This window comes from Rhodobacter sp. NSM (genome assembly GCF_052244495.1).
In the GTDB taxonomy this organism is placed as follows: domain Bacteria; phylum Pseudomonadota; class Alphaproteobacteria; order Rhodobacterales; family Rhodobacteraceae; genus Cereibacter_A.
Genome location: NZ_JBQPXH010000018.1, coordinates 1 through 16,929, shown reverse-complemented (window position 1 = coordinate 16,929; position 16,929 = coordinate 1). Strand labels below are relative to the sequence as shown.

Annotated in this window: 13 protein-coding genes; 4 read left to right on the top strand and 9 right to left on the bottom strand. The window is 67.9% G+C overall.

The features are described 5' to 3' along the window. Window positions 1-224 precede the first annotated feature (224 nt). A complete protein-coding gene (locus ACTVZP_RS19780; RefSeq protein WP_443213887.1) occupies window positions 225-1,049 on the top strand; it encodes a nucleotidyltransferase family protein in 825 nt (274 codons plus the stop codon). 213 nt (window positions 1,050-1,262) lie between these two features. Here the strand turns inward: ACTVZP_RS19780 and ACTVZP_RS19775 are convergent, their stop codons facing one another. Next, on the bottom strand, window positions 1,263-1,499 hold the full coding sequence (locus ACTVZP_RS19775; protein ID WP_443213886.1) for a hypothetical protein: 237 nt from the start codon (window positions 1,497-1,499) through the stop codon (window positions 1,263-1,265). A gap of 8 nt (window positions 1,500-1,507) precedes the next feature. Next, complete coding sequence (locus ACTVZP_RS19770) at window positions 1,508-1,738, bottom strand: hypothetical protein (RefSeq protein WP_443213885.1); 231 nt, start codon at window positions 1,736-1,738, stop codon at window positions 1,508-1,510. A 554-nt stretch (window positions 1,739-2,292) separates the two neighbouring features. Here ACTVZP_RS19770 and ACTVZP_RS19765 point away from each other — a divergent pair. Together ACTVZP_RS19765 and ACTVZP_RS19760 are read left to right on the top strand one after the other, a co-directional pair. Beyond that, entirely contained in the window at window positions 2,293-6,597 is a 4,305-nt protein-coding gene (locus ACTVZP_RS19765; RefSeq protein ID WP_443213884.1) for a beta strand repeat-containing protein, read from the top strand. 328 nt (window positions 6,598-6,925) lie between these two features. Continuing rightward, window positions 6,926-7,210 carry a hypothetical protein gene (locus tag ACTVZP_RS19760; RefSeq protein WP_443213883.1) on the top strand — a complete coding sequence of 95 codons (285 nt, stop codon included), beginning with the start codon at window positions 6,926-6,928 and terminating at the stop codon, window positions 7,208-7,210. Between the two features lie 250 nt (window positions 7,211-7,460). On the opposite strand, the gene ACTVZP_RS19755 is transcribed toward ACTVZP_RS19760, so the two are convergent. Then, on the bottom strand, window positions 7,461-8,687 hold the full coding sequence (locus ACTVZP_RS19755) for a Fic family protein (RefSeq protein WP_443213913.1): 1,227 nt from the start codon (window positions 8,685-8,687) through the stop codon (window positions 7,461-7,463). Between the two features lie 330 nt (window positions 8,688-9,017). On the opposite strand from ACTVZP_RS19755, the gene ACTVZP_RS19750 reads away from it, so the two are divergent. Further along, window positions 9,018-9,377, top strand: a complete 360-nt coding sequence (locus ACTVZP_RS19750; protein WP_443213882.1) for a helix-turn-helix domain-containing protein — start codon at window positions 9,018-9,020, stop codon at window positions 9,375-9,377. A gap of 85 nt (window positions 9,378-9,462) precedes the next feature. Here the strand turns inward: ACTVZP_RS19750 and ACTVZP_RS19745 are convergent, their stop codons facing one another. The 6 genes from ACTVZP_RS19745 to ACTVZP_RS19720 all read right to left on the bottom strand — a co-directional run. After that, window positions 9,463-10,467 (bottom strand): NAD-dependent epimerase/dehydratase family protein, encoded by a 1,005-nt coding sequence (locus tag ACTVZP_RS19745; RefSeq protein ID WP_443213881.1) that lies wholly within the window; start codon window positions 10,465-10,467, stop codon window positions 9,463-9,465. Window positions 10,468-10,593: 126 nt separating this feature from the next. Next, complete coding sequence (locus ACTVZP_RS19740; protein WP_443213880.1) at window positions 10,594-12,018, bottom strand: UDP-glucose dehydrogenase family protein; 1,425 nt, start codon at window positions 12,016-12,018, stop codon at window positions 10,594-10,596. A gap of 57 nt (window positions 12,019-12,075) precedes the next feature. Further along, window positions 12,076-12,969, bottom strand: a complete 894-nt coding sequence (locus ACTVZP_RS19735; protein WP_443213879.1) for a UTP--glucose-1-phosphate uridylyltransferase — start codon at window positions 12,967-12,969, stop codon at window positions 12,076-12,078. 124 nt (window positions 12,970-13,093) lie between these two features. Further along, the gene (locus tag ACTVZP_RS19730) at window positions 13,094-14,491 is read right to left on the bottom strand and encodes a phosphomannomutase (RefSeq protein WP_443213878.1); all 1,398 of its coding nucleotides are present in this window, start codon (window positions 14,489-14,491) and stop codon (window positions 13,094-13,096) included. Between the two features lies 1 nt (window position 14,492). Next, entirely contained in the window at window positions 14,493-15,920 is a 1,428-nt protein-coding gene (locus ACTVZP_RS19725; RefSeq protein ID WP_443213877.1) for a mannose-1-phosphate guanylyltransferase/mannose-6-phosphate isomerase, read from the bottom strand. A gap of 57 nt (window positions 15,921-15,977) precedes the next feature. After that, on the bottom strand, window positions 15,978-16,929 hold a 952-nt coding region (locus ACTVZP_RS19720), incomplete at its 5' end, for a polysaccharide biosynthesis tyrosine autokinase (RefSeq protein WP_443213876.1).

Below are 16,929 nucleotides of genomic sequence, written 5' to 3'. Positions count from 1 at the left end.
CAAAAATGTCTTATTTCAGTGAGTTGACTGGCGACGCGGTCCGGGATGCAATCGATGCGCGCGAACGGTATCGCCTGCTGCGGGAGGCCTTGGGCGAGCTCCGGCACAGCTACGGCGGCTCGATGAAATTCGAGACACGGGGGGAGGCGGAGTATCTCATCCGGCGTCCCTACCGCGGCACCGGCAGGAGGTCGTGCGGCCGACGGAGCCCGGAAACCGAAAAAATGCTGCAGAAGTTCGAGGAGGGGAAGGCCGCAGCAGAGGAGCGGGTGCAGAGCCTTCGAAGGCAGCTTGAGGAGCAAGCCCCGGTTCTCCGCGCACGGGGTCTCGGCCGGGTGCCTCTTCTGACGGCACGGGTGATCCGCAAGTTCGAGGATCTGGGGTGGCTCGGACGGACTCTCCTCGTGCTCGGAACGAACGCGCTTTATGCCTATGAGGCGGCGGCGGCCGTCCGCATTGAGGCCGGCATGCTCGCGACCGGCGATGTCGATGTGCTCTACGATGCCCGTCGGAAGCTCGTCATGTCGGGAGAGGTGGGTGAACGGGGCCTGATCGGAGCGTTGCAGGCTGTCGACAGATCCTTCCGGCAGGTCGAGCGGTGCAGCTACACGGCAGCCAACAAGGACGGCTACATGGTCGATCTGCTGGAACCCCAGGACCACGACCGCATCATGCGGCAGGGTCCGGCGCGGATGTCTGCGGCTCCGGATGATCTCGTGGCGGCTTCGACGGAGAGCAGCCGATGGCTTCTCAACGTACCGAAGTTCTCCGCGACGACCTTCGACGAGAAGGGGCTGCCGGTCAGGATCGTGACGATCGATCCACGGGCCTTCGCCTTGCAGAAGCAGTGGATCCTGGAGAACGATCCGACACGGGATCCGGCCAGGCGCCGCCGCGATGGCGAGCAGGCGCGCCTGGTCGCAAGGCTTGCGGTGCGCCATCTGGGCCTGGGCTTTGATGATTCTGCTCTCTCGGCCCTGCCTCGATCCTTTCTGGATCTTGTGGACCGGCTGGACGTGCCCCCGATCGGGGAGTCGCCGCTCTGGTAGGCGCTGTCCCGGCTTGGCCAAAACCACCCTTGCGGCCATCCGTTTCGAGGATGGACCCAGCCTGAAGGCGACCATCGGCTTTGGGAGGTACATGGCCTGTTCCAGTTGCGCGAGGCCGCCCGATCCGGCGACATCTGGCTGGGGCGGTCGCGAGGATCGCCTTGCCGCCGGGTTCGAAGGCAATCCCGTTTCAGCGGGGTGCAGCCCTGGAACTCACACAGCCCGCCCTTCGCGCCAGGTTCCGAGGTCGCGCCCGGTCAGCGCTTCCGTCCGGGCGATGTCCTGCGCATAGAGGGCCCGCAGGTAGCTCTCATCCTCGGGCGAGACCGGAGGCAGCCCCTCCGCGGGCCGGAGCGGCCGGATCACCTCGGGCGGAGGCAGGGCAGGGGGCGCATCGCAGCCGAGGAACCGCCAGATCCGTGTGAGCGTGCCCGCGTGGTCGCGCTTCATCTCCTCGGTCAGCAGACCGAGACCTGCTCGCGCGGAAAACAGGTTTCCAGCCGCTCGAGCTGCGCCCCGTAGAAGCCCCGCTCGACGTAGGTGAAGACGCGCCCGTTTCGCGCAACCCGCGCCCGCCCCTCGCGGATCGCCTCGGAGAAGGACAGGGACTCGTTCCCGCGAGCCACTTCCATCCGCCAGTGGGAATGGGCGCGTTCGACCGGGTCGCGCAGCGGCAGGATCAGGCACATCCGGGAATTGTAGGCCCGGATCCGCTGCAGCGATGGCTCGTGGAACAGGTAGACTGGGGTCGCCTCGCAGCAGATCTGGTCGGAGCGGGCGCCTGCGAAATGGGCCTCCTAGAGCGGGGCGGTCAGTCGATCGCCGCGCCTCGCTGTCGAAGAAATGCAGTTCCTTCTTTGGCGGGCAGGAAGAGCTCGGGATGCGTCGACAGGAAGCGGTGGAGCGCGGTAGTTCCGGACTTCCGGGCGCCTGCGATGAGGAAGGCGACCTTCGGTCCCTGCCGCGAAGCTCTCTGGGTCGGATCAGGCCCGATTCCCGTGCGGATCATTCCGGTCTTCTCCTCCTCCGGGCGAGTCCGGCTCGACACGGCTCGCCCGACATTCCTTCGTCGGGGGGGTTACGTGCTTTCGCCAGTACGGCCCATACGGCCGGAGGCCAAGCCTGTGGCCTGAACTCACCACCGAGACCTCTGCTCCAAAATATCCATGTAAGATCGTTCTAAAAGCCACATTTTGGTCACAGTGTCAGCATTTCTCGCCCTGATCATTTCAGGGGGCAGACAATGGCTACATATCTCACCGGCGAAACCGTCACGCTCGTCGTGAACTTCTCGAACTCCGTGGACCCTCTGCTGTCGACGAGCTTCGTCGTGGGCGACGGGGCCGAGATCAGCTTTCCGATCTCCGATGGCCTCCTCAGCGGCACGATCACGGTCGACGTCACCGACTCGGGCTTCGACGTCAGCTTCAGCGGCAGCCAGGCAATTGGCAGCCTGACCTTCACCCTCAGCAGCCTTTCCGACGAAGGCGCCGGTTCGGTGGTCGAGGCGAGCGAGATCGGCTCCTCCACCTCGGGGGGCATCAACCAGACCCTCGCCCCGAGCTACGACACCCAGGCCGGCACGGCCTCGGGGGGCTTCTTCTTTCTCGGTTTCGAGCCTTTGGTCACGGTCAGCCAGACCGTCGCCCTCTCCTTCGCCGAACCGAACGAGGCCCCGGTCGTCGCGACCAACACCGGCTCGACCCTGGCCGAGGGCGGCCTCGACACGATCCTGACGAGCGAACTCGGCGCGACCGACGACGTGGCCGAGGGCACCAGCCTCGTCTACACGATCACCTCGGGCACGTCGCACGGCACGCTCTTCGTCGATGCCAACGACAACGGCCAGGTCGACATCGGCGAGACGCGGGGGCTCGGTGAAACCTTCACCCAGGCCGACATCGATGCGGGCCGCCTGCTCTACCTGAATGATGGCGGCGAGAGCACCACGGACGGCTTCGGCTTCACCCTGTCGGACGGGATGGCCACGACCGACAGCAGCTTCTCCTTCACGGTCACCCCGGTGAACGACGCGCCGACGGTCTCGGCCCCGCCGAGCCTCGCGGTGACCGAGGACGCGGCGACCGCCCTGACCGGCATCAGCTTTGCCGACGTGGATGCAGGCTCGAGCGACGTGACCGCGACCCTTTCGGTCGATGCCGGGCTGCTCGCCGCGACGAGCGGGTCGGGCGTGACGGTCTCGGGCTCGGGCACGGGCGTGCTCACGCTGAGCGGCACGGTGGCCGCGATCAATGCCTTCATCGCGGCAAGCGGGGTGGCCTTCACCCCGGACGCCAATGCCACGACGGACGTAACCCTGAGCGTCGGCATCGACGACGGCGGCAACAGCGGCAGCGGCGGCGCGCTGACCGCGGGCACCAGCGTGACGCTCGCCGTCATCCCGGTGAACGACGCGCCGACGGTCTCGGCCCCGGCGAGCCTTTCGGTAACCGAGGACACGGCGACCGCCGTGACCGGTATCAGCTTCGCCGACGTGGATGCGGGTTCGGGCGACGTGACCGCGACCCTTTCGGTCGATGCCGGGATGCTGGCGGCGACGAGCGGGTCGGGCGTCACGGTCCTGGGCTCGGGCACGGGCGTGCTCACGCTGAGCGGCACTGTGGCCGCGATCAACGCCTTCATCGCGGCGAGCGAGGTGGCCTTCACCCCGGCCGCCAACGCGACCACGGATGCAACCCTGAGCGTCGCCATCGACGACGGCGGCAACAGCGGCGGCGGCGCGCTGACCGCCAGCACCAGCGTGACCATCGGCATCACCCCGGTGAACGACGCGCCGATGGTCTTGGCCCCGGCGAGCCTCGCGGTGACCGAGGACACGACGACTGCCGTGACCGGCATCAGCTTTGCCGACGTGGATGCGGGTCCGAGCGACGTGACCGCGATCCTCTCGGTCGATGCCGGGCTACTCGCTGCGGCGAGCGGGTCGGGCGTGACGGTCCTGGGCTCGGGCACGAACGCTCTCATGCTGAGCGGCACGGTGGCCGCGATCAACGCCTTCATCGCGGCGAGCGAGGTGGCCTTCACTCCGGCCGCCAATGCCACGGCGGGTGCCACCCTGACCGTCGGCATCAACGACGGCGGCAACAGTGGCAGCGGCGGCCCGCTGACCGCCATCACCAGCGTGACGCTCGCCGTCATCCCGGTGAATGACGCCCCGACGGTCTCGGCCCCGGCGAGCCTTTCGGTAACCGAGGACACGGCGACCGCCGTGACCGGTATCAGCTTCGCCGACGTGGATGCGGGTTCGGGCGACGTGACCGCGACCCTTTCGGTCGATGCCGGGATGCTGGCGGCGACGAGCGGGTCGGGCGTCACGGTCCTGGGCTCGGGCACGGGCGTGCTCACGCTGAGCGGCACCGTGGCCGCGATCAACGCCTTCATCGCGGCGAGCGAGGTGGCCTTCACCCCGGCCGCCAACGCGACCACGGATGCAACCCTGAGCGTCGGCATTAACGACGGCGGCAACAGCGGCGGCGGCGCGCTGACCGCCAGCACCAGCGTGACGCTCGCCGTCACGGCGGTGAACGACGCGCCGACCGTCTCGGCCCCGCCGAGCCTTTCGGTGACCGAGGACACGACGACTGCCGTGACCGGCATCAGCTTCGCCGACGTGGATGCGGGCTCGAACAGTGTGACCGCGACCCTCTCGGTCGACGCCGGAATGCTCGCCGCGACGAGCGGGTCGGGCGTGACGGTCTCGGGCTCGGGCACGGGCGTGCTCACGCTGACCGGCGCGGTGGCGGCGATCAATGTCTTCATCGCAGCAAGTGAGGTGGTCTTTACCCCGGCCGCCAACGCGACCACGGGCGCGACCCTCACCGTCGGTATCGACGACGGTGGCAACAGCGGCAGCGGCGGCGCGCTGACCGCCAGCACCAGCGTGACCATCGGCATCACCCCGGTCGACGACGCGGCGGTGGCGGCCAACGATGCCTTCCTCGTCTCCGATGTCACCCCGCTCTCGGGCGATCTCTTCGCCGACAATGGCCAGGGCGTCGACTCCGACGTGGACGACACGCTTCTCGTCACGGCGGTGAACGGCAGCGCCCTTGCCGTGGGCAGCCAGATCACGCTCGCCAGCGGCGCGCTGCTGACGGTGCAGGCAGACGGAACCTTCGCCTATGATCCCAACGGGCAGTTCGAATACCTGCCCCTCGGCCAGACCGCCGAGGACAGCTTCACCTACGAGGTGAACGGGGTCGAGGCCACGGCCACGGTCACCATCCTGGGCGTCGACAACCGCGACCTGCTGGAAGGAACCGACGGGGACGACCTCCTCTCGGGCGGGGTGATGGCAGACATCATCCGCGGGGGACTTGGTGCGGACACGCTGATCGGCGGCGCCGGCGCCGACGTGATCGGAGGTGGTCTGGGCCGTGACCTTGCGAGCTATGCGGGTTCGGATGCCGGGGTGCAGGTCGATCTCGCGGCCGGGACCGCTGCGGGCGGCGATGCCGAGGGCGACCAGCTCTCGGGCATCGAGAACCTGCTCGGTTCGGACCATGCCGACCGGCTGACCGGTGATGCGGTCGCCAACGAACTGTCCGGCAGCGCAGGCAACGACACGCTCTTCGGCAACCAAGGCGGCGACACGCTTCTTGGCGGCGAGGGTGATGACTACCTCTATGGCAACACCGGGGCCGACCTGCTTCAGGGCGGTTCGGGCAACGACGAGTTGCGCGGCGGTTTGGGCAACGACATGCTCGTGGGCGGCGCCGGGGCGGACCGGCTGATCGATGCGTACGGCCAGGACACGGCCAGCTACGCGGGCTCGGCCGATGGCGTGAATGCCAACCTCTTGCTCGGCACCGGCCAGGGTGGCGATGCCGACGGCGACAGCTTCTTTGGGATCGAGAACCTGCTCGGCTCGGACCATGACGACCAGCTGACCGGCGATCTCCTCGCCAACACGCTGAACGGAGCTGCCGGCAACGATACGCTCTTCGGCCACGGGGGCCACGACACGCTGAGGGGCGGCGAGGGCGACGACTACCTGCGGGGTGACGCGGGCGACGACCTGCTGATGGGTGACGCCGGAGACGACCGGATCCGCGGCGGCGCCGGAGACGACCGGGTCCGAGGTGGCGAAGGCAACGACTACCTGCTGGGCAACTCGGGGAACGACCTGCTGATAGGCGGCGCCGGAAACGACCAGATCGGCGGCGGTTACGGCAACGACCTGCTGATGGGCGGTGACGGCAACGACCTGCTCTTCGGCGCGCTCGGCAACGATACCTTCGTGGGCGGCGCGGGAGAGGACGTCTTCCTCTTCAACACGGCCCCTGCGAGTGACAACGTCGAGACCATCCTCGACTTCGAGCTCGGGATCGACCGGATCGCGCTGCTGCCCTCGGCCTTCACCTTCATCCCCAGCCAGGATGGGGTCTTCGAGGACTATCTGCGCTTCGATGCGGACATGGGCACGCTCTATTTCGATGCCGACGGCCAGGGGGCGCAGGAAGAGGTGCTGATCGCGAACGTGCTCGGCACCGACACCCTGACGTCGGACGATTTCCTGTTCGCCTGACGAAGTTCCCTGCAAACGCAGGCATATCCTTGAGCCGGCCGATCACCTCGGCCGGCTCTCTGCATGTTCCGCGGTGTCCACGCAGGATAATTTCCGAATACATGCTCGGCATTGCCCGGGGCATCCGCCGCGTCGGGTCAGCGACCCGGCCTTGAGGTCGACCTCAAGGCCGTCCTGGCTCGGTGCAGGGCTGCGCCTCAGGTGCGTAGGCTGACGTCGCAGCTCTCGTCTGCCATGTCTCGGCGCATCACCCCTGCCCGGACAAGGCCTGCGATCAACCCTGTGGACGGCGAGGAACGCAGACTTGGCCGGCAAAGGACCCTCTCTTATGCTCGTCCTGGAAATTGAAGGAACGAACCTGATGGCCGAGTATCTGCCGCTCTATGAAGTGACAGCCAATTACTATAACCTCAGCCCGCTGGGCATTTTCGACTGCCCATGTGGTGTGCGACACAAGCACGGGCTTCCGGAGAAGAAGGGCGTGCCGGAGCATCGTGTCGCGCACTGCGTCGATCAAACGCTTCATCCCAAAGGCTACAACATCGTCTGGCAAGGCAAGACCGATGGAGTTCGTCCTGCGCGTCGGCGGCGGCCGCAGGCAGTGACCTCCTGACCATAATCCGTACGGGGCGTCACGAACCGGTCGCGCTGGAGGGGCTGTCGGGTTTCCAAGCGACCGCCGGCCAGACGCTGCAGGAGCTCCGCCTGGGTCCAGGGTCGCGGTGCGTCGCCGAACTGCATCGGCGTGCGTTGCGGAGAGCGCCGCCCGAGGATCTCCTCTATCGCCTCGAGACAAGTCGCGCCCCATCTCGCCATACGGGCGCGGACGACCAGCCTGCCGGAGCTGGCTGAGCGGTGGGCTGTCAGAGCACTGGCGGGGCCGGAGGCGCAGGTACGACAGGTGCAGCATCCGTGAAGAGGTTCGGGAAGAGCCGCTCCCGGTAATCCAGCGGAAAGGCGATGCGCACGGGTCCCTTCGATGTTGCGGATTTCAGGAAGCCGCCGCGCGTCAACTCGCCGAGGTCGCCGCTCGTGGTGCGCTCCGAGGCGCCGGTCACGAAACGTGCGTCCCCCCGCGCCATTTCTCCATGGCGCAAGACATGTACGATCAGCCGGGGCAGGCGGTCCTTGCCCGGATAAAGATCCGTGATCAGCCGCGTGTAGCGATCCCGCAGTGTGCCCAGGTCGAACATTGCTTCGGTAAACCGGACCTGATCCAGCATGACGGTCAGAAACCACCCGGTGAAGGACGTCAGGGTGCCGAGAGACAGGTTTCCGCGGCCGTCACGGTCGCCCCGACGCGGCTGGTCGGCCGCGTCCATGCGTTCCTTGTATTCGGCCGGGTCTGCCAGCCCTCTGGCGAGGCCGCGGCTGATTGACCAGAGTCCATGCCCGCCGATCCCTGCGGCCTGGCACATCGCGTGGGACATGAGCCTGCTCACCCGGCCGTTTCCGTCGAGAAACGGATGAATGTAGTTCAGCCGGTGGTGGGCTGCGGGAATGGACAGGATCCGGCCGGTGGCGCCGCGGGTCAGGCCGCGGTAGCGCAGGACGAAGTGGTCCATGAAGGCAGGCACGCGGGGGGCAGATGGCGGCAGGTGGCGACCGACCGCGACCTCCTCGCCTTCGACCCGGAAGGCGCCGGGGACGATCTCCCTGCGCTGGCCGTCATGCTCGGTGAAGCGCAATTCTTCGGGCATCGCCTCGTAGAAGCGGCGATGCAGGTCGCGGATGAAGGCAACCGACGTCGGCTCGGGCAGCTCCCCTCGAGCATGGGTCTCGTCGATCCACATCTGGACACGGACATGCGCGGCGGCTTCTTCGGCCAGAGGGCGGTTTTCGACCGTGTCGAGCCGGCCGGCCAGGGCGGCTTCAATGTCGCGCGGCCGGGTGTTGTGGCCTTCGATCAGGTTCGAGTAATAGGCGTTCATGATCCGGGTCATGGAGCGCAGTTCGGCCGCGCTATCCGGATGAAGCCTCCGCCCGAGGGCTTCCGCCGAAGAGCGGAGTTCGAGGACCAGATCGGTCAACTCGATCGGGATTGCTTCCTCGATGCCGCAGGGTTCGATACGTGCCGGTGTTTCCAGGATCATGTTGCCGATCCTATATCATGAAAAGATTGTGTGACAGCTGAGGTTTGGAATGAATTTTTGCGCAGTGTTGCCGATCATGGCTGCCGATCTTCGGTACGGCTTGTGGGTCCACCGCCCGCAACGGCCTGAACGTCTTCTCAGTCGACGAGATAGGGGCTGCACCCGTGGAGGTGCTCGGTGAGGACTCTACGTCCTGCCCTCATTTCAGAAGAAGTCCACGATCGGGATCAAGACGCCCAAGCTCCGTCTCGATTTGATCAAGACCCGCCTGAGCCAGGTGAAACAGCATCTTGCCGAGGCTAGTAGACAAGAGAAGAGGAAGAAGAAATGACCGAAGAACAGTCCACGCTGGAGATTGAAGTCGGAAGCGGCAATGTCTTTGCTGATCTCGGTCTCGACGATGCGCCCGAACTGAAGCTGAAGGCTGCCATCGTTGGCCAGATCAACTCGATCCTGCGCCATCGCCACCTGACGCAGCTCCAGGCATCCGCGCTCCTTGGCCTGCCACAACCGAAGATTTCCGCGCTCAAGAACGGCAGGCTCCGGGGCTTTTCGCTCGAGAAGCTTCTCGAGCTGATGGTGAAGCTCGATCGAGATGTGGAGATCGGCTTCAGCAAGTCCTCCAGGAAGGAGGGGTCGCGCTACTACATCCGGAACGAAAAGGTTCGCACATCCGTCGCGGCCTGATCTCACGGAGAGCCGAAGGGTATGGACGGCATGGGTTTTCCGTTCGTGTCCCATATACTCAAGGAGCCACAGGTCGGCGTGGCGCCTACTTCCCCGAATACTCGCGATACCAGGAGACGAAGCGCGCGATGCCGTCGCGGATGTCGGTCTGCGGGCGGTAGCCGGTCAGGCGCTGCAGGAGGCCCGCATCGGCCCAGGTCGCGGGCACGTCGCCCTGCTGCATCGGCATGTAGTTGCGGAGGGCCTTCTGCCCGAGGCTCTCCTCGATCGCCTCGATGAAATCGAGAAGCCGCACCTTGTCGGAATTGCCGATGTTGACGATGCGAAAGGGGGCCGCGGGCGAGAGGCTGTCGCCCTCGACCGCCGTCTCGGGGCCGCCCGGCACCGCATCGATCAGGAGCCGGATCGCGCGGACGAGATCGTCGACATAGGTGAAGTCGCGCCACATCTCGCCGTGGTTGTAGATGTCGATCGGCCGGCCGTCGAGGATCGCATCGACGAACTTGAACAGCGCGAGGTCCGGCCGCCCCCAGGGCCCGTAGACGGTGAAGAAGCGGAACATGGTGACCGGCACACCGTGCAGATGGGCCCAGGCATGGGCCATGCTCTCGTTGGCCTTCTTGGTCGCAGCATAGATCGTGAGCTGGCTGTCGGCCTTGTCGGTCTCGCGGAAGGGCATCTCCTCGTTGGCGCCATAGACCGAGGAGGTCGAGGCCATCATCAGGTGGGCGACCTTCAGCCGCCGCGCGGCCTCCATCACGCTGAAGGAGCCGATCACGTTCGCGTCGAGATAGGCGCGCGGGTTCTCGACCGAGTAGCGCACGCCCGCCTGCGCCGCGAGATGGACGATCACCTCGGGCGCGAAGTCGTCTGTCACCCGGTCGAAGAGCGCCTGGTCCTCGAGCATGCCCTCGGTCATCGAGAAGTTCGGGTCCTGCAGCAGCATGGCGTGGCGCCGCCGCTTGAGGCCGACGTCGTAATAGTCGGTCATCCCGTCGTAGCCGTGAACACGGAAGCCCTCGGCCAGCAGCAGCCGCGCGAGATGGAAGCCGATGAAGCCGGCCGTGCCGGTGACGAGGATGCGCCTCATGAAAAGACCCTCATGTGTTCGCTGGATTGCGCCCGGCCTGCAAGCCCGGGCGGTTCTTCATTCGGCGCGGGCCCGGGGCGGCGGGAGGAGCCGGCGTGGCGCGAGGCCGCCCCCTGCCGGGCACGCTCATTCGCCGGGCTGCAGTTCGGCCGTCTCCCGTGCAGGCTCCTCGACAAGCACCGCAGCACCGCCCGTTTCCTCGTTGTCCGTTTCCTCGTTCAGACCCCGGCCAGGCAGCCCCTCCAGCCTCCGGCCGACCGCCTCACAGGCAACGAAGCCCGCCGCGCGCACCACGTCCGGCTCGTAGACATTGCGCAGATCCGCAAGCCGCGGCACGGCCATCAGCCCCGCCAGGCGCTGCAGATCGAGGGCGCGGAACTCGTTCCATTCCGTCAGGATCACCAGCGCCTCGGCCCCCTCGGCGGCCTCGTAGGCATCCTCCATCCAGGTCACGCCGGGCAGGAGATGCTCGCCCTCGCGCCGGCCTTCGGGATCGACGACGCGCACCTTCGCACCTGCCCCGATCAGGGCCGGCACGATGGTCAGCGAGGGGGCATCGCGCATGTCGTCGGTGTTCGGCTTGAAGGTCACCCCCAGGACCGCCACCGTCTTGCCGCGGCACGAGCCTTCGCAGAGATCCTCGATCTTCTCGATCATCCGGCGCTTCGTCTCGTCATTGACCTTGATGACGGTCTCGACGATCTGGATCGGCGAGGCATGGTCCTGCCCCATCCGCGCCAGCGCCTTGGTATCCTTGGGGAAACACGATCCGCCGTAGCCGGGGCCTGCATGCAGGAACTTGTTGCCGATCCGGCCGTCGAGGCCCATGCCCTTCGAGACCGCCTTGATGTCGGCCCCCACCCGCTCGCAGAGCGCGGCGATCTCGTTGATGAAGGTGATCTTCGTCGCGAGGAAGGCGTTCGCCGCGTATTTGATCATTTCGGCGCTTTCGAGGCCGGTGTAGACGATGGGGAAGTCGCGCAGGAAGAGCGGGCGGTAGATGTCCGACATGATCTTCTTCGCGCGCTCGGAGTCCAGGCCCACCACGACGCGGTCCGGGCGCATGAAGTCGTCGATGGCCGCGCCCTCGCGCAGGAATTCGGGGTTCGAGGCCACGTCGAAATCTGCGGCGGGGTTCGCGTGCCGGATGACCTCCGCCACCTTGCGGTTGGTGCCGATGGGCACGGTCGATTTCGTGACCACCACCGCGTAGTGATCGAGCGCGTGGGCGATCTCCTCGGCCGCTGCCATGACATAGGTGAGGTCCGCATGGCCGTCGCCGCGGCGCGTGGGCGTGCCCACGGCGATGAAGACCGCCTCCGCGTCCCGCATCGCCTCGGCCAGGTCCAGCGTGAAGCTGAGCCGCCCCGCCGCCACGTTGCGCGCCATCAGCGCCTCGAGCCCCGGCTCGAAGATCGGAACCTTGCCGTCCTTCAGCTTGGCGATCTTGGCCGGATCCTTGTCGACGCAGACCACCTCATGTCCGAAGTCCGAGAAGCAGACCCCCGAGACGAGGCCCACATAGCCCGTGCCGATCATCGCAATCTTCATGTCGTCAAACCTCTGTAAGGGAACAGTCCTGCCCGATGACCCCGGGTCCGATGGGCTCTATTCGGCCGCGCAGCGGAAGCCTGCCGCCTCCTCGAGGAAGGCGCGGAACTCCGCACCCAGATCCGGGCGCGCGAGCCCGAAGGCCACCGTCGCCTGCAGGAACCCCGCCTTCGAGCCGCAATCATACCGGCGGCCGCGGAAGCGGAACCCGTAGACCGGACCGCCGGTCCGGATCTCCTCGGCGATCGCGTCGGTGAGCTGGATCTCGCCTCCCGCCCCCGGCTTTTGCCGGTCGAGATGCGCCATTACCCGCGGGGTCAGGATGTAGCGCCCGATCACCGCGAGCGTGGAGGGCGCATTCTCAGGCTTCGGCTTTTCCACCACGCCCCGCAGCCGGACGAGCGGCCCCGACTCCTCCGCAACATCGAGAATGCCGTAGGAGGAGGTCGCCGCCCGCGGCACCTCGGTCGCCGCCATCATGCTCCCGCCGGTCTCGGCATGGGCCTCGATCATCTGCTGCAGACAGGGTGGCTCGCCCGCGATCACGTCGTCGGTCAGGATCACCGCGAAGGGCTCGTCTCCCACCAGATGGCGCGCACAGCGGACCGCATGGCCGAGGCCCAGGGGCCGGTGCTGCCGCACATAGGCGATCGCTCCCGATTCCACGTCGGTCGCGGCCAGGGCCTCGAGAAGGGCCGTCTTGCCCGCCCGGCGCAGCGCCTCCTCAAGCTCGGGCGCCTCGTCGAAATAATCTTCCAGCGCCGACTTTCCGCGGGATGTGACGAAGATGAACTGCTCGATGCCGGCCGCCCGCGCCTCGTCGATCGCATACTGGATCAGCGGACGGTCGACGAGGGTCAGGATCTCCTTCGGGATCGATTTGGTGGCCGGGAGGAAGCGTGTTCCGAGGCCAGCGACCGGAAGGATCGCCTTCGTCACCTTGCGTTGCATGAAGTACCCTTGAGAACGAGAACAGAAGCGATGGCCGGACCCCGGGGGCATCCGGGAAAGGCGAACGGACGGCCGAAGCCTGCGGCCGTCAGGGAGACGCCGGATCCTCGAGGGCGGCGGCAGGTCATGCCTGGCGGATCTCCGCCAGAGCCTGCCCGAGCGCCGCAAGGCCGCGGGTCAGAAGATCCCCGGCCATGTCGGGTGTTTCGGCCTCGACATAAAGCCGCAGTTCCGGGGCATTGCCGGAAGGGCGGACATGGAGGATCCGCCCGGAGGCGCAGCTCACCCGAAGACCGTCTGTCAGATCCGTGTATCCCGGGTCCTCCCCGAGCGGGGCCAGGAAGGCTGCGAGCCGCTCCGGGCGGGCGGCGAGATCGGCCACCAGCGCCCGGGCCGGATCGGACGGCACCTCCTCGAGCCGGTCGGCGGCGGTGAAGCGGGCAGGCTCACCTGCGACCAGCGCTGCAAGCCCTCCGGCGGCCCGGGCCAGCGACAGCGGCGCCAGAATGGGCAGCAGGCTGTCGCGGGTCGGGAGCGGCGGCAGCGGCCCGGCGAGGCGGGCCTTGAAGCCCAGGAGGAAGCCGCCGTTGGCCTCGTAGCCCACCGTGCGGCCCGGGGCCTCCTCCATGCCGGCGATGACGAAGGGCGAGCCGATCCGTGTCCGGATCACCTGCCGGAAGCGCCCGCCCGCCTCGACGCCGCTGTTGGAACTGACCGGCGTCACCACCACCTCGGCATCGACCGCCGCCGCGGTGATCTGGCCCAGCAGGTCACCGGGAATGACTCGCCCCTCCCCATCCGCCAGAAGCGGCCGGTCGCCGTCGCCGTCGGTGGAGACCAGCGCATCGAGGTGGTACTGGGCAATCCAGTCCGCGATCTGCCGGCGCGCCCGGTCCGGGACGGCCTCGGTATCGACGGGGATGAACTCCTCGGACCGGCCAAGGTCCACCACGGCCGCGGCGCCGAGGGCGCGCAAGGCGGCGGTCAGAAGATCGCGGCTGACCGCGCTGTGGCTCCAGACCCCGATCCGCAGGCCCGCCAGGGCTTCCGCCCCGAAGGCCGTGACATAGCGGCGGACCCAGGCTGCGCCCGCGGTCGTGTCCCGGATCAGGGGGGCGGGCTCCGGGGCAGGGGGAGGCGGGTCGTCCAGTGCCGCGAGGATCGCGGCCTCGTCGGCCTTGGTGATCTCGCCGGTGGGAAGGTAGAACTTCAGGCCATTGCGGTCGGCCGGGATATGGCTGCCGGTCACCATCACCGCTCCCGCCCCGGCGCGCATCGCGGCCAGCGCCAGCGCGGGCGTCGGCACCGCCCCGCAATCGGTCACCGGCACGCCCGCCCGGAGCGCGGTTTCCGCCACGACCCCGGCCAGAGCGGGCGAGGAGGACCGCAGGTCGCGCCCGATGTAAAGCCCGGTGCCATGGGGGCAGGCGCGCAGGAAGGCGCCGACATGGGCGGCAACCAGATCCGGCGTCAGCTCCGTCACCAGGCCTCGGAGGCCGCTCGTGCCGAACCGGGGCGGCATTTCAGCCCCGCGCGCCCTGGCCGCGGGCGTAGATGTCCTCGTAGCGCGTGATGTCGTCCTCCCCGAGATAGCTGCCGGTCTGCACTTCGATAAGTTCCATCGCCACCTTGCCGGGGTTCTCCATCCGGTGGCGCGCCCCCAGCGGAATGTAGACCGACTGGTTCTCGGTGACGAGACGGACCTCGTTGTCGACGGTGACGCGGGCGGTGCCGCGCACAACGATCCAGTGCTCGGAGCGATGGACATGGCTCTGGAGCGAGAGCGACGCACCGGGATGGACGAGGATCCGCTTCACCTGGAAGCGGTCGCCCAGGGCGAGCGTCTCGAAGAAGCCCCAGGGCCGGCGGTCGTGCAGGAAATTCTCGGCCTGCCGCGCGCCCCGGGCCTTGAGCGCCTCGACAGCCGCCTTCACGTCCTGCGCCCGGCCGCGCTCCGCCACGAGGACCGCATCCTTCATGGCCACCGCGATGATGTTCTCGAGCCCGATGCCGACGATCTCCACCCCCTCGCTGTCCGAGCGCAGAAGGGTGTCTCGGCAGTCGAGCGCCGTGGCCGCGCCCGCAAGGCTCACGCCCCGCTCGTCCGCCCCCATCTCGAGCGCCACCGCATCCCAGCCGCCGAGATCGTTCCAGCTCCCCTCGTAGGGCACGACGGAGAGATTGGTGGCCCGCTCCATCACCGCGTAATCGATCGAGATCGGCTCGGCCCGGGCCCAGGGCTCCGGAGCGAGGCGCAGGAAGCCGAGATCGGGCTCGGCCGCCTTGACGGCGTCCTGCACCGGCTCGAGAAGCTCCGGCGCATGCTCCTCGAAAGCGGCAAGGATGGTGGCAGCCGAGAAGAGGAAGATCCCGGAGTTCCAGAGGAAGCGGCCCGCGGCCAGCATCTCCTCGGCCTGTGCGCGACAGGGCTTCTCGACGAAGCGCCGGAGCGGGACCGCAGCTCCCTCCACCCCCTCCTCGAGCTCGAGCCAGCCATAGCCGGTCTCGGCACGGCTGGGAGCGATGCCGAAGGTGACGATGCGGCCGGCGCGTGCGGCCGGCACCCCCCGCATCACCGCCGCGCGGAAGGCCGCCGGATCGGCAATCGCATGGTCGGACGGCGCCACAAGCATCAGCGCCTCTGGACCGCGGGCCGCGACATGAAGCGCCGCGGCGAGGATGGCGGGCGCGGTGTTGCGCGGCTCGGGCTCGATCAGGATGGCACCTGGCTCGATCCCCACCTCGGCCAGCTGTTCGGTCACGACAAAGCGGAAGTCCGCGCCGGTGACGATCACCGGCCGGTCGAAACCCGGGCCCGAAAGCCGGTCGGCCGAGGCGGCGAAGAGGCTGCGTGCGCCCAGGATGGCGGCGAACTGTTTCGGATGCCCCTTCCGTGACAGGGGCCAGAGCCGCGTGCCCGAGCCGCCGCACAGCAGGATCTGCGTGATCATGGTTTCTCACCTTCCCGAAGGTCCTCCGGACCCGGCTTTCCGGATCCGGTCTCGCGGTTAGTCCCCGGCCTGCGGCCGGTAGCTGTACTGATAGTGGTAGCCATAGCCGTATCCGTAGCCGTAGGGACCCCGGCCGACTTCAGGCTTGTAGGCGTTGAGCACTGCGCCGGCGGGTTTCACGCCCGCACCCTGCAGCTGGCGGATCAGCGCATCGATCTCGCCCATGGTGGTGACGTCGTGGCGCACGACGGCGATGGTCGCTCCCACCGCGCGCCCGATCACCACGGGATCGGTGACCGCGAGCGCCGGCGGCGCATCGAAGATCGTGAGATCGAAGCCGCGGTCGAGCTCCGCCACGAGTTCGGACAGTGCCGGCCGCATCAGGAGCTCGGACGGGTTCGGCGGGTAGCGTCCGGTCGTCATGATCCTGAGCCCCGGGATCGGCGTGGGCCGCAGCAGGTCCTTGAGCTCCGCCTCGCCGGCGAGATAGTCCGAAAGCCCCGGCTCGTCCTTGCCCACCCCGAAATAGCGCCGGATCCGTCCGCGGCGCAGGTCGGCATCGACGAGGCAGACCCGCTGGCCCGCATCGGCCGCCACCACCGCGAGATTGACCGCGAGGAAGGACTTGCCGGCCTCGGGCGCCGAGGAGGTGAAGGCGATCGAGCGGCTTTGTGCATCCAGCATCCCGAAATGCAGGCTCGTCCGGAGCGACCGGATCCCTTCGACCGCCACCGCATCGGGATCGGTCATGGCCAGGATCGGCAGGGCTCCCTTCTGCCGGCGGTCGCGGGCCACCGCAGGCGCATAGAGCACGGTGGCAAAGACCGGCAGCCCCATCCGGTCGATCTCCTCGGCGCCCCGCACTCCCCGGCGCAGCCAGTGCCGTCCGAGAACGAAGCCCGCTCCGCCAAGGGCTCCGAGCAGAAGCGCCAGCGCCAGAACCCTGCCTCGCCGCGGCGCGATCGGGAGGGGCTCGGTGCGGGCGCTGTCGATGATGCGCACGTTCCCG

Coding starts and splice junctions, on each gene's coding strand:
- ACTVZP_RS19740 (WP_443213880.1), bottom strand. CDS start 12,018: ATGAAGATTGCGATGATCGGCACGGGCTATGTGGGCCTCGTCTCGGGG.
- ACTVZP_RS19775 (WP_443213886.1), bottom strand. CDS start 1,499: ATGAAGCGCGACCACGCGGGCACGCTCACACGGATCTGGCGGTTCCTC.
- ACTVZP_RS19760 (WP_443213883.1), top strand. CDS start 6,926: ATGCTCGTCCTGGAAATTGAAGGAACGAACCTGATGGCCGAGTATCTG.
- ACTVZP_RS19780 (WP_443213887.1), top strand. CDS start 225: ATGCTGCAGAAGTTCGAGGAGGGGAAGGCCGCAGCAGAGGAGCGGGTG.
- ACTVZP_RS19730 (WP_443213878.1), bottom strand. CDS start 14,491: ATGCCGCCCCGGTTCGGCACGAGCGGCCTCCGAGGCCTGGTGACGGAG.
- ACTVZP_RS19765 (WP_443213884.1), top strand. CDS start 2,293: ATGGCTACATATCTCACCGGCGAAACCGTCACGCTCGTCGTGAACTTC.
- ACTVZP_RS19725 (WP_443213877.1), bottom strand. CDS start 15,920: ATGATCACGCAGATCCTGCTGTGCGGCGGCTCGGGCACGCGGCTCTGG.
- ACTVZP_RS19735 (WP_443213879.1), bottom strand. CDS start 12,969: ATGCAACGCAAGGTGACGAAGGCGATCCTTCCGGTCGCTGGCCTCGGA.
- ACTVZP_RS19750 (WP_443213882.1), top strand. CDS start 9,018: ATGACCGAAGAACAGTCCACGCTGGAGATTGAAGTCGGAAGCGGCAAT.
- ACTVZP_RS19745 (WP_443213881.1), bottom strand. CDS start 10,467: ATGAGGCGCATCCTCGTCACCGGCACGGCCGGCTTCATCGGCTTCCAT.
- ACTVZP_RS19770 (WP_443213885.1), bottom strand. CDS start 1,738: ATGTGCCTGATCCTGCCGCTGCGCGACCCGGTCGAACGCGCCCATTCC.